This window comes from Shewanella sp. 4_MG-2023, assembly GCF_030548015.1.
Taxonomy (GTDB): Bacteria; Pseudomonadota; Gammaproteobacteria; order Enterobacterales; family Shewanellaceae; genus Shewanella.
The window spans coordinates 95889-109197 of record NZ_JAUORL010000010.1 but is presented as its reverse complement, the minus strand read 5'-3'; the positions used below and the strand labels follow the sequence as shown (position 1 = coordinate 109197).

Here is a 13309-nt window from a genome sequence, read left to right as displayed (position 1 = left end):
ATCAAGTTAGTATAAGGAAAAACATGTTTATAAAAATCAGCCCTTCAATTCAATGCCTTCCTCTTACTGATGATGACGATCTGACATCGGAACAAGAAAATGCTTTGTTAGAACAATGTCCAACCATCAACCTGCATAAAATCAATAATAAAGAACAAATTAGTCAATATTTGATGCGTTTATTCGCATACTATTTCCAAATTTCACCTCAGGTAATTAATTTAAATAGTAATATTGTCGATGATATTGAACGGCATGTTTGGGCTAAAGAGCTTGGCGTTGCTTTTGATGATGTGACTTATGGGCGACTCTTTTGCAGTCAAGATGATGAGGGTAATGCTGTCGGAGGGCTTGAAGATCGTGGGATGATGATAGCTACTATGTATATGACTGACTTTCCTGATTTGGTAGGTATTAAAGAAGTGCGCAGTGCACAAGAGGCAACCTTTGAAGCAGAGGATGATGAGTTTGGTAGTTACTTCGATTGTGAGACGCTAGATGAGTTATCTGATTTGATTTATTCAGTATGTAAGAAGCTAAATAATTAATTTATATAGTTAATTATTATATTAATTATTATATTAATTATTATATTAATTATTTAATAATAAGGTGTCGCTGCATGAATATTCTTTATATCCACGGTTTCGGTAGTCAGTTCGACGAGACGTCAGATAAAATCAACTTATTGAACACGATTGGTTCGGTTGTTGGTATCACTATTGACTATACCAAATCGTCAGAATCAATCGAAAAGGCACTAAAAGAATTTTCAAGTCAAGAATCCATCGATTTGATTGTTGGAACAAGTTTAGGTGGATATTGGGCTAATAGGATTGGTTCAAAAATAGGGGTTCCGTTTGTATCAATTAATCCAGCAATATCTCCCAAAACATCATTAGCTAAGTATGTAGGACAAGGTATTACTTATTTCGGTGAGCCTTACTTATTAACGAAAGAGGTCATAGAAAATTATAGTGACTTTCTGCTTGAAGGGTGTGGTCTAATCTTGGTCGATCTAGCTGACGAAGTACTCAGTGCAGATAAAACAATCGAAATGCTAGGTAGTCGATTTGGTGTGATGAGCTTTGAAGGTGGTAATCATAGATTTGCTCATTTACAAGAATCTTTAGGAGAAATTAAGAATTTTTATCATATCAGTGAACTTGTCTACGGGCTCTAAGTTTTACTTATTAAATTATGGTTATATTGAATGATAATTAAGGGCGATTAAAGATAGAGCTCCGTATTGATAAAGGCTGTCTATGTAAAAATATTGCATACAACAGAGTAAAGCTACTTGTCGATTCTACCCATAAACGGCATCACATAACCTATTTAAGCAGTTAAATCGTTAGACATCATTGTTGAAAATCGTTACCAAATAAATAACTAAAATCGATAAAACGCAACAACATTTTTAGCTCGTCAATTGGCGAATAATGTAATGGATTTATTATGACCTCACAGCAAAAACAACAACTATGGAACGACTTTATTTCTCGTTGGCCTAGTGAAAAACTTGAAGAATTAACGTTAGAAGAATATGTCTCTGTCAATGATCAAGATACCTTCACATATTGGTTAGAAACCAAAACTAAAGACTTAGGATCGATTAATGGCAGTACATCGGCAAAGTTTGGTATTTATAAGCGTGCCAGTGCCGGAAAAGAGCAAAGTGGAATAGGTCTCGGTGAAGTTTATAGTTGGCGTACCCGTTATGGCGATGACGAAAGCAGCGTTTTTATGTATGTAAAAAATATGTTAGTGACCATCGCTAAAGCAGCGTATGAAGGTGATTTGCAGACTATTGAAGAATTAGATTTTGCACCATTAGTAAAATGGAAAATTGCATTTTTATATCAAAATCAACAAGCGCCTTCACTTATTAATACTTTTTCTAAACCGATGCTGCAAATGATCACAAAGAGTAAAGCCAACACACCCTATCCGGAAATGTATAAAATACTCATTGCCAATAAAGGTGAATCAAACTTATTGGAATACGGTGAGCAATGTTGGTCAGATGCTGAAAAATTAGAACAAACAACTAAGCGATAAATAAGACAACTGACTTACTAATTTATGGGATAAATATGACGATAGAACAAAAACAGCATCTTTGGGACAGCTTTGTCTCACGTTGGCCGAGTGAAAAACTTGAAGAATTAACCTTAGAAGAATATGTCTCTGTCAATGATCAAGATACATTCACATATTGGTTAGAAACAAAAACTAAAGACTTAGGATCGATTAAAGGCAATACATCGGCAAAGTTTGGTATTTATAAACGTGGTAGTGCCGGAAAAGAACAAAGTGGAATAGGTCACGGTGAAATTTATAGCTGGCGTACCCGTTATGGGGATGATGAAACCAGCGTTTTTTCGTATGTAAAAAAAATATTAGTGACCATTGCTAAAGCCGCTTATGAAGGTGATCTACAGACGATTGACGAATTAGATTTTGCACCATTAGTGAAATGGAAAATTGCATTTTTATACCAAAATCAACAAGCACCTTCACTTATTAATACTTTCTCTAAACCTATGCTGCAAGTACTTACAGGTAGTGAAGCTAGAATTTCATATCCAGAAATGTATCAAAAAATTGTAGCGAATCAAGGGGAATTAAATTTACTTGAGTACGGTCAGCAATGTTGGTCAGAAGTCGAAACACGGAACAAAGAAATTGAACGTCAAAAAATCCTAGCGCAATTTATTCATATTGATGCTTTTGAATCTAATGTAGAGTCGTGGAATAAAGAGACTACTAATTCATTTTGTAACATTATCGCTGCAGCAAATAAGCGAGGTCTAGATGTCTTTGTCACATACATGAATAGCGGAGACATGATTTGTATTGGAAGGAAAGAGCATCATGCCAGCAATGCTGAGGCCATTTTTGCCACATTTGAACCTACTAAGAGTAGGATTAAATTCGAACAGCGTTATTTGAATCGTGATGAGTATTTATGTGCTGATGTTACTAGTGACTTGTTAACTCAAATCCGAAACGCTAGATCATTTTTAGCGTTTAATGAAGAGTACAAAATTATAAACCGAAAACCCTTGTGGCCAAGCGATTATAGTGATGATTATGTTGATGACAGTGAAGATACTCCAGGAAAAAATGATCAAGTAATTAGGAATACTTCACTCAATCAAATTCTTTACGGCCCACCAGGAACAGGTAAAACTTACCATACAGTCGAAGCGGCGGTTAAGGCGGCGGAACCTGATTTTTATGATGTTCTTGAGTTTGAAGAACTAGACATTGATGAGCGTCGAATAGCATTAAAAGATAAATATGATGAGCTGGTTGAACAAAAACGCATTCGCTTTGTTACTTTCCATCAAAGCTATGGGTATGAGGAGTTTGTTGAGGGCTTAAAGGCTGAAAGTGATGAGGATAGTAATATTTTCTACCCTATCAGAGATGGTGTATTTAAGACTTTATGCGATAAAGCTTCTCAAAAAACGGTCATGCCCGATTTGATTAAAGAAGATTCAAGAATTTGGCAGCTGTCTATTGAAAGTAGTGGTAGAAGTGAAGTTAAAACATACTGCTTAGATTCTGACATCGGAGCAATTGGTTGGGGCCATGTTGGTGATATGACTCCTTCAATGCGCACCTCTGAAAACGATAGTAAATTGACTAGTGAAACTCACCCTAACCAATCGAGTATTCGATCTTTTTGTAATGATATGTCAATTGGCGATATTGTATTTTGTGTCAGTGGTCAATTGACAATAGAAGCCATTGGAGTTGTTACTGGTGATTATAAATATAATCCTGATGGTATATTACAGCGTGAAGATTATAACCATACCCGCCCAATAAAGTGGTTAGCAAAAGGTTTAGAGCTTAATGTTTTTAATTTAAACAGTCAGACGCGTCTTCCAATTAAAACCTGCAGCGAGTTAACGCGTTTTTCAGTACCTGAATTAATAGCATTTTTAGGTGCAAACTCGATATCTCTCGCCACAGATGCTGAGTTTAATATTGAAAATTTCGTTCTTATTATCGATGAAATTAATCGTGGCAACATTTCAAAAATATTTGGTGAACTAATTACCTTAATTGAACCCTCAAAACGAACTGGAGAGGGCCAAAAAGAAGCGTTAACTTTAAACTTACCTTATTCTGGCAAACCTTTCTCTGTACCTAGTAACTTGTACATCATTGGCACCATGAACACTGCTGACCGTTCATTGGCGTTAATGGATACCGCACTGCGTCGCCGTTTCGATTTTGTCGAAATGATGCCTAATTATGAAGTGTTTAACGGTTGTGCTGTTCTAAATATTGACGATGTGGAAGTTAATTTAGCTCAATTATTAGAAACCATGAATCACCGTATTGAAGTGCTTTATGACCGTGAACATATGCTGGGTCATGCCTTTTTTATTCCTGTCGCAGAATTGATTAAAGCTGGTGAACCTCAAAAAGCACTTATCGAATTAAAAAATGTATTCAAAAATAAAGTTCTGCCATTATTGCAAGAATACTTCTTTGAAGATTGGAACCGTATTCGTCTAGTCCTCGGTGATAGCAAGAAAACAGAATCTGATTGGTTAGTGAAAATTAGCGAAAAAAGTTTTGATACTATTTTTGGTTCAGACCATGGGCTAGGTAATTTTGATACTGCGCCTAAAACTTATCAAATAGCTTCTTTTGATCATGATTCAATTTGGGATAAGCCTGAGACTTATCAAGCCATATATAATCCATCGAAGTTACAAAATGTAGATGTGACTACTGACTCGACAGTCAACAGTGAAAATAATAATGGATAAGAGCATCACTGTTTTTGAATATGGTTATTTAGCTGATGAATCTGATAAGAAAGAGTCTAAGCGGATAAACTGGATTTCTTCGGCTGCTTTTAAGTATTTAAAGCAGCTTTGTTTGTGCAATGAGTCTGAAAGTAGCTTTATTCGATTAAGGATGATCGACAACACCGAGGTGTTGCAGACACAAAACTATGCTGGCGTGATATTAACCCCTGACGGAACGCAAATAGAGATATTACCCAAAATTGGTAAAGCGGCTTATCAACTGCAAAACAAGTTGGCAGAAGATGAGTCGAGAGAATCATTATTGGTGATGTTGGCGTGTCTGGGTTCCTTTCGGCATATTAAGACTGAAGCTGCCAATATTAAACAGCAGAAAATGCCTTTACTTGATGTGTTTATTAGCCAATTTTTAGCCTCGGTTAATCACCTGATTAAACGAGGGTTAAGAAGTGATTATACCCAGCGCGAAGATAACTTACGTTACTTAAAAGGTAAGCTGCAAGTGGGTAAGCAGTTAAAACACAATTTGGTAAACAAGCATAAATTTCACGTAGAGTTTGAAGAGTTTATAGCGGATAGACCAGAAAATCGCATTATTCATAGTGCGCTGAATTGCGTTAAAAAACTCAGCCGCAGTATGGCGAACCAACGTTTGCAGCAAGAGTTAGCCTTTGCGTTTGCTGATATCCCCGTGAGCAGAGATCACCATCAAGATTTTCAGCGTCAACGCATTGATAGGGGGATGGTTCATTATGAGACGCCTTTAGCGTGGGCAAAGCTAATTTTAAATGCTGTCTCGCCTTTAACCATGAAGGGTAGTCACTCAGCCACATCGTTGCTTTTCCCGATGGAAGCGGTGTTCGAGTCTTATGTTGCAGCTCAATTACCTCGGTTAATCAATGACGGATTTCAATTAGAGACCCAAACTCGTTCAACCAAGCTTGTAAAGCATGGGAACAGTGACTGGTTTTTATTAAAGCCTGACTTGTTGATCCGTGAAGGTATTGAGCCATTGTGTGTATTAGATACGAAGTGGAAGAACATTGATATTTCTAAAGCGAATGGCACAGATAAATATGGCTTATCGCAAGCTGATATTTATCAAATGTTTGCTTATGGTCATAACTATTTAGGTGGCGAAGGTGATATGTTTTTAATCTTTCCATATCACGATAAGTTTCCAAAAGCTGTTGAGTTGCCCTTTGTATTTACCGATAAAGATGGAGAAGAGAGTCAATTACGTTTGTGGCTGGTGCCATTTCAAATACAAGCAGATTATGGTCGCCTACTCATGCCTGACAGGGCAAAATCTACCTGTGTTCAGAAAGTGTTTAAACCGGAAGTATTTTCCTAGTCATACCATAGTAAACCTATAGTAGCCCCGCCCGCATCAGTATAACAGCGAGGGGGTTCCCAATAGATCAGAGCGATTTTTCTGGTAAATCTGTAAAGTCGTGACCCGTTTTAGTTGACCTCAAAGTTTATGCTTAAGGAAGTGATAGTGAAGAAATTAATTGAGAGCAAACATATTGCAAGCCTGTTCACAAATTTACGACAGTATGGCTTAAGGGGGAATAGTGCTTTATGGCTTTTATTGAAAGAAACGCTTATAGACAAACAATGCAATTTTACATCCGAAGGATTGTTAGCATGGGTAGATCAATTTGTTTCAAATTTACCCATTGAACAGCATCTTGGTGAGAATGAAGTTAGGATTAATGCCTTAAATCGTGGCGGTATGTCTGGTGGTATTCTAGATTTAGATTACTGGCACAATACGATGATGCCAATTCTTAAAAGTCGTTGTGAGGATTTAGAGCAGGGTTTGATGTTTTGTCTAAGTGAACAGATAACCAGTTTATTGTTTGTCGGAGATGTGCATGGGCAGGATGCTAAGCTCAATGCATTATTTGAAGATCAAGGATTTGATGTTGAAGACGCTAGTAGCAGCTTTGTTGATAGCAAATTAGTCTTTATAGGTGATCTTATCGATAATTCACCAATATCAAAAGTAAACCATCTTTCTCTACTGACAAAAGTGAAAGACTTAGTTGAACGTAAACATGCGTATTGTTTATTGGGAAATCATGAGTTTAATGCTATCGGCTGGTATTTACAAAAAGCAGATGGTAGCTTTTGTCGAGATCGCAGTAATGTCAGTAATCAAAAGCAACATAAATTCTTTATTCAACAGGTAGGAGAAAACTCTTCATTACATAAAATGTGGATAGAGTGGTTTAAAACTTTGCCGTTATTTCTGAACTTTGGCAACATAAAAGCCATACATGCCTGTTGGCATGAAGAAAGTATCGCAAAGTTAAAACCTTACCTTAATCAAGATAACTCTTTAAAAGAAAAATTTTGGTATTCAGCTTTTGATAAGCAACATGAATTATACCAATTGATTGAAACTTTGCTTAAAGGCCCAGAAATTTGTTTACCTGATGGAGTATCATTTTCTGATAAAACAGGCACTGACAGAAATCATATCAGAGTGGCTTGGTGGAAAAGTCGAAGCGAAGTGGAAACATATCGAGATCTGGCAGTGGTACCTCAATCACAAGTGTTAAACATCCCTACAGTGAAATTAAACAAGGATGCTCTTCAATACAATGAACAGCCGATATTTCCTGTTGTAGTGGGACATTACACTTTAACTCCAACGCCTTTCCCTGAATGCCTAAGCAATAAAGTGGTATGTGTAGATTTCAATGCCGCAAAAGATGAAAATCCGCTAATCGGCTATTACTGTAATATTGATGGTTGGGATGATTGTCCATCTGAATTAATTAGTCATAGTGGTTTCAGTTATGCTAATGAATTGAATGCAGACAGAGTGGTTAGTAAAGGTTTGATTGGTTTTATGGATGTTATGTTCTCATCTATCCCACCGCTAATAAACCATGAAGCATTTTCACATTACGTACATCAAGTACTACTTCAACAATGGGATCCTATCTTTGTTTATTCAGCAGATCCTTTAGATGAAGAACTATCAAATGAGTATGCAGATTATGAGACTGAAGTTATGCGCTTAGCCCAAGCGTATAAAGTTGATGAACTGACGACATATTTGGTGTTAATAGAGCAACATTGGATTGGTATTGAACGTGAAGACTCAGAGCGTGTATGTGCAAGTGTTGCGCATCAAATCGTGACAGCGTGGAGTGAAATCGATACTCAGCCGAATGACAAATAGGCTTAAAACGCATTTTACAGTCATCAATAATGCCGCTTTAGCGGCATTTTTTGTGCGTAGAATTCACGTTTTAATCTCAGAGAAGGGTGGGGGTAAACTGTCTCAAATGGCCATGTTAAGACAAATAAACGTCTCATGGTTAACGTGGGTTGTGTTTAAGTTTTTGAATTGAAAGGGGAAGGTGGGTGTTTGTTAAAAACACCGAATAGGCCTAACTATCTATTTATTTTTCTTTTTACTTTGTTGATAGAGAAAATAAGTTATCATCCCAAAACATACTATAGACGCAAAGCCTACAGCGACGAGTGGCATCCAATAATTAACCGTATCAGTAAACATAAGCGTTCTCTCACCTTATCATTCGGGATGTTATTATCATACCACAGTACAAACATCCTCACTGATTTTAGAGCTTAGAGATAGCTAATCATCCAAAGCTCCAAGATACAAGTGGTCAACCTAAAAGTTATGCCTGTTCCGTTTTTCCCTCATTGTTACCTCTAATTACACGCAATTATCTAACTGATGTATAATTACACGCAAGGCAGGTAAATATGTGTAATTTGATTTACGGGTTTATTCCTATTAAATTAATTATTGTCTGAAGGCGAAGCTGACAAATGATATTCTCACTATCACTTCCTTTGTAGTGATGTGATGAATTTGGCCACTATTATAAGAGCATACCGAGCTTATTTATGCCCCCAAATGAGTCAGAATTCTTAAAGTATTCGTTAGACGAAGTACTTTCGTCCTAGATTTTCTAATACTGAGTACATTGTTTCTGGCAACATGATGGGCTGTTTTACTTAAGCAGCACAAATTTACACAGCTCCCTTTTTAAAGATTAACGGATAACAAGCTGTGACGAAGTGAGTCAACACAACACTCCTTAGCTTATTACCCAAAAAAGTTCAAATGTTCAACATCCCCTAATGTAGAATATACTTCCCATCCCAGCGAATAAATAGACAGACTGGACTTCCCAGCTTTTACTAGACCGTTTTCAACTCAGAATAGTACGCTTTCTCGAATTGTACAGGTGACACACCACCATTATTCAGTATGACCTAAGTCTTGCTCTTCGTTTTTTGCTTGCACTCGAGCTGTACTACCTTTTAACTCTTCCCTTATTGAGTTTATAGTATGAAAATACAGTTTGTGCTACTATAGTAGCAATTATTACTTTTTTTAAAACCATATTGTCACTATAGTAGCAGGTTTTTATGCTTAATCTCTATACCGCTTTTGATGTTCAAATGGAGTTACGCGACTTTATAAGTCAATCTCGAAAACTAAAGAAGTTATCCGTTGAGGAGTTATCAACTCGCTCCGGGGTGCCCTATGGTACGATTAGAAAGTTTGAAAGCACCGGTAATATTTCACTGAGGCAGTTTTTGATGCTCTATGAAGCTATTGGTGATTTGAACAAAGTCCGTGCCTTGACAAAACCATCTAGTGCCCAGCCCACTAGCATTGAAGAGGTGCTAAAAAATGCTTGATACTCCGTTAAGAGTAAACAGAACCTTTTCCGACGGATCTAAAGCGCTTGTTGGTTCGCTGGCTGAAAATAGAACTGGCACCTACTTTCAGTTTGACGAGCGGTATTTAGCTCAACATTCAGCTTCAATTGCTCCCTTTAATATCAAAGCGGATCTAACCCTGCAAAAAGCCCCCAAGCAACCCCATTACGGTATTCATGGTGTGTTCGGTGACAGTCTTCCTGATGGGTGGGGCTTACACCTTATGGATCGCGTTTTCAGGCAAAATGGTCACAATCCACAACTTATCACCGCATTACAACGGTTGGCTTACATTGGTGACCAATGCCTTGGCGCATTGTCCTATGAACCTGAGATAGAGCTACTTGAGTCTGATCCTAGGGATGTTGAGCTAATAACATTAGGGCAAGAGGCGGTTAAAGAGTTTGAGGGCACAGGATCGAGATTGATTGAGCATCTTATGAATGCGGCTGGTTCTGGTGGTGCTCGCCCTAAACTCAATGTCACTAAAACCAGAGATGGCCAGTTTTCAACACACGAAAATGCCATTGGTGAAAAACTGATTGTGAAATTGACCTCTGAAAAATTCGACTTAAAACATTCAGAGAGCTTGGTGGAATACGCCTATATGCAGATGGCCAGTGATCTGGGCATTGATACACCTAAATTTGAATTGATTGAAGCTGGGGGAGGACGAATGTGGCTACAGCAAACTAGGTTTGATTGTACTCCTAAAGGTAAGCGCCACATGATCTCTGCTTGCGGTTTACTGGACGCTCCCTTTAGGGAGCCATCATTAGATTATGTCGATTTGGTTAAGGCCACTCGAATGCTTTGTGGTGTAGGAGAGGCGAGAAAGCTGGTTAAACGCGCTTTGTTCAACTTTATTACCGTTAACCAAGATGATCACTCTAAAAACTTTGCCTTTTTAGCTGACGATGATGATCAGTGGCAACTATCTCCGTTTTACGACATTGTTTACAGCCCTTCACCATACAAAGAGCATATGACATCTTTTAATGGCAATGGCAGATCACCAAAGCACGCACTCAATATACTGGCTGGACATGCAGGCTACTCAAGTGATAAACCATTACGAGAGATGTTAGAAGAGATCTATCAACAGACCAGAAGTTTTGCTCAAGAAGCAAAAAATCTAGGGATCCCTAATCAATTACTGACGAGTATTGATAACCATATGACAGAAAAGTGGAATAGTCTTCGATAGCATTGATTTTGGTGCAATAAGCTAGATCTCAGTACCACGATATTTAGGCGTGTATATGCAAAATATTGATTGTAATGAGCCAAGAATTGTTCGAGTTGGCTTGATAACAGCATTTTTTAAAACACCTAATAGGCCTAACTATCTATTTAGTGGTGGTTTTGTTTTTTATCGAATGTCATCAACGAATAAATTAATATCCCTAAACAAACAATAAGCGACATCCCAACTGCAACAAAAGGCATCCAGTAGTTTACTGCTCCTGTGAACATTAGGTGGCTCCTAATATGAGTAATTCCATATCTTGATTATAGAATTAGCTCATATACCATTCAAAATCATCAATACTTCTCTTGATTTTTTAGCTCAAACAGCAAAACAAAAGTTGCTGATTTGCTTTGTTGTTATGTTGATTGAAAGTTGTGTGAAAGGACTTGAGCACAATTGTAAGAATATTAGCGTTTTCTAAGCTACTACCAGCGTTTCGCTTAACTCATAAGTGCCTTCTGTTTAGAATGTACATTACTTTAGAGTTGAATAAGATTTTAACACTTTAACTCACTTTTATTACTCCCCGCCCAACTAAGAAATGACATGAAAAAAATTCTACTTATTACTATCTGTATGTTACTTACAGCGTGTGGGTCTGATTCTGAGACTCAGAAACCGCTACCGCCTAATGAGGGCACACCGATCTCACCACCTTGTACAGTAGATTGTGGTGATGAAGGGGATAAGAACCCTGGTGAGGGGGAAAGCCCTATCGTACCTGTAATGCCAGCTTTTGCTATTGAGCATTCCGATGATTCATACATTGCTGAAAGTACTGTGCTATTAAGTGTTCAATGGGAACGCGATTATCCTGCTGATGTCGAATATCAGTGGACACAGGTATCGGGTCCTGCAATTAGTATCACTGGCAATGACAAACCAGAAGCTAGTTTTTATGTGCCAACTTCTGCAGGCGCTGAAAATATAGGGATCCAACTTAAAATAACGAGTGAATATGAGAACAAAATTACCTCGGTAAATATTCCTGTTTATGCGCCATTAGGTTTAGTTGATATTGGAACCGTTAGATTACTTGATAATGACAAGAAACTAACGATTAATGGTGGGCATGATGGTGATTTGCTTTTTGAAAGCTCGCAGGATGAAATATTAAGTACTGACTCAGAAGGACTGTTAACTCCTCATGCTGTGGGTGAGTCACAAGTCACTGTGACACAGTTAGCTACAGATGTGTACCCAGAGCTATCTTCAACAATAACTATCACCGTAAACAAAGCAATTCGTGAACCAGTAGACTTACCTTTAATTAGCTTTTACTTTGGTGACTCTGAGCAATATCTTTCATTACCAGTAGATGATATTTCTGACATTGAATTTGAAAAGCCTTATGTTGTTGCCCTAGCTGATTTAGCCGCTCATGATATGACTCAAGCAGGGTCTAGCTTATTACTTGATATTCAAGGTGAAGGTGAAACCACCGTGGTTTATCATTCACCTGAAACTGACATCTATGAAGCGACAACATATGAGCAAGCAATAGAAGTACAGCATGCGGTATTTTTAAGTCAGCGCTATGAATACCCCATTGTGCCTTTAAGTGCAGAGTCAGTTCAAACGACCTATAAAAAAGGTGACAAGCTTAATTATAAATACAGTGCACGAATAATGAGTACTCGAGAGGAAGGAGAGCAATGCTCTACCTACTGGACCGATGAACAAGATGAAATAGGTTATTGGATATTTAAAGAATACTGTGTTGATCCTGGCGAGCAAATTGAATTACCTAGCGGGGTATTTAGTGCTCAAATTAAAGATGAAGACATAGATAATCAAAAAATAATTTGGGATACAGTACCGACTTACTTGCCGTTTACGAGCAAAGTGCTTGCTGCGAATTGGAATCGTTGTGAGTGGAGTTTTGCAGAGCAAAACTATATTGGTTATGCCGATAATGTAAATAACTATGAAGGGAATCAGACTTGTTCATTTTTATATCATCAACAACCGCTTGAGTGGAAAAGCTGGCGGGAAGATGAAGAAGGGCGTTATAGCTTATCCACCTATGCATTTAAACCATCAACTTACCAAGGCATGATGGAAGTATGGGATAACCAATTATCTGAAATGGTGTACCTGGAAGTCAATTATGCGCAGCTTACTGTTGAGCGCAGTAACCGTAACCCTGATGATACTGAGCGAACATTAGAATTAGAAGTATGTGATGTTTGGTATAACCCTGAAGTTGGCCCAGTAAGAGTGACTTGTGATAACCGTGCAAAAGATCCTACAGTCTACCCACGAAGAAGTCATCCCTTACTAGAGTTAAGGCTTGAGATTGAATCTATTCGAGAGCAGAGAGAGTATGACTATCTGACTTGTATAGAGTGCCACAACGATTCTTCTGTTGTAATGCATATGGAGTCAATGGGTTACCCAGAGCCGAGTATGTCTTGTTATGCTTGTCATGATGATGGAAAACCGATTGCCGTGCCACATGACTGAAGTTATCATGTTTTGCAATAAGTGGACGATGCAGTTGGCTTCACACTTAATCGCAAGTATAAAGAATAAAATA

9 protein-coding genes are annotated in these 13309 nt (G+C 37.8%); all 9 read left to right on the top strand.

The window, feature by feature from the left end; translation table 11 throughout:
• Positions 1 to 23: 23 nt before the first annotated feature.
• Positions 24 to 548: a hypothetical protein gene (locus Q4546_RS07705; RefSeq protein ID WP_102520761.1), complete on the top strand. Its 525-nt coding sequence runs from the start codon at positions 24 to 26 to the stop codon at positions 546 to 548.
• A 74-nt stretch (positions 549 to 622) separates the two neighbouring features.
• Positions 623 to 1183 carry a YqiA/YcfP family alpha/beta fold hydrolase gene (locus Q4546_RS07700; protein WP_102520760.1) on the top strand — a complete coding sequence of 187 codons (561 nt, stop codon included), beginning with the start codon at positions 623 to 625 and terminating at the stop codon, positions 1181 to 1183.
• A 275-nt stretch (positions 1184 to 1458) separates the two neighbouring features.
• Complete coding sequence (locus tag Q4546_RS07695; protein WP_303446026.1) at positions 1459 to 2061, top strand: hypothetical protein; 603 nt, start codon at positions 1459 to 1461, stop codon at positions 2059 to 2061.
• Positions 2062 to 2096: 35 nt separating this feature from the next.
• Positions 2097 to 4796 carry an AAA family ATPase gene (locus Q4546_RS07690; RefSeq protein WP_303446025.1) on the top strand — a complete coding sequence of 900 codons (2700 nt, stop codon included), beginning with the start codon at positions 2097 to 2099 and terminating at the stop codon, positions 4794 to 4796.
• Positions 4789 to 6150 carry an McrC family protein gene (locus Q4546_RS07685; RefSeq protein WP_303446024.1) on the top strand — a complete coding sequence of 454 codons (1362 nt, stop codon included), beginning with the start codon at positions 4789 to 4791 and terminating at the stop codon, positions 6148 to 6150. Before Q4546_RS07690 ends, Q4546_RS07685 begins: the two co-directional genes overlap by 8 nt.
• A gap of 147 nt (positions 6151 to 6297) precedes the next feature.
• A complete protein-coding gene (locus Q4546_RS07680; protein WP_303446023.1) occupies positions 6298 to 7995 on the top strand; it encodes a metallophosphoesterase in 1698 nt (565 codons plus the stop codon).
• Positions 7996 to 9221: 1226 nt separating this feature from the next.
• Positions 9222 to 9497 (top strand): helix-turn-helix transcriptional regulator, encoded by a 276-nt coding sequence (locus Q4546_RS07675; RefSeq protein ID WP_102475731.1) that lies wholly within the window; start codon positions 9222 to 9224, stop codon positions 9495 to 9497.
• Positions 9490 to 10725, top strand: coding sequence for a type II toxin-antitoxin system HipA family toxin (locus tag Q4546_RS07670; RefSeq protein WP_303446022.1), 1236 nt, complete (start codon positions 9490 to 9492; stop codon positions 10723 to 10725). The genes Q4546_RS07675 and Q4546_RS07670 overlap by 8 nt, the downstream gene beginning before the upstream one ends.
• Positions 10726 to 11316: 591 nt before the next feature.
• Positions 11317 to 13236, top strand: coding sequence for a cytochrome c3 family protein (locus Q4546_RS07665; RefSeq protein ID WP_303446021.1), 1920 nt, complete (start codon positions 11317 to 11319; stop codon positions 13234 to 13236).
• The last annotated feature ends 73 nt before the right edge of the window (positions 13237 to 13309 follow it).

What these genes read in the sequence shown, in the direction of transcription:
- Q4546_RS07705 (WP_102520761.1), top strand. Translation starts at nt 24, where the DNA reads ATGTTTATAAAAATCAGCCCTTCAATTCAATGCCTTCCTCTTACTGAT.
- Q4546_RS07700 (WP_102520760.1), top strand. Translation starts at nt 623, where the DNA reads ATGAATATTCTTTATATCCACGGTTTCGGTAGTCAGTTCGACGAGACG.
- Q4546_RS07695 (WP_303446026.1), top strand. Translation starts at nt 1,459, where the DNA reads ATGACCTCACAGCAAAAACAACAACTATGGAACGACTTTATTTCTCGT.
- Q4546_RS07690 (WP_303446025.1), top strand. Translation starts at nt 2,097, where the DNA reads ATGACGATAGAACAAAAACAGCATCTTTGGGACAGCTTTGTCTCACGT.
- Q4546_RS07685 (WP_303446024.1), top strand. Translation starts at nt 4,789, where the DNA reads ATGGATAAGAGCATCACTGTTTTTGAATATGGTTATTTAGCTGATGAA.
- Q4546_RS07675 (WP_102475731.1), top strand. Translation starts at nt 9,222, where the DNA reads ATGCTTAATCTCTATACCGCTTTTGATGTTCAAATGGAGTTACGCGAC.
- Q4546_RS07670 (WP_303446022.1), top strand. Translation starts at nt 9,490, where the DNA reads ATGCTTGATACTCCGTTAAGAGTAAACAGAACCTTTTCCGACGGATCT.
- Q4546_RS07665 (WP_303446021.1), top strand. Translation starts at nt 11,317, where the DNA reads ATGAAAAAAATTCTACTTATTACTATCTGTATGTTACTTACAGCGTGT.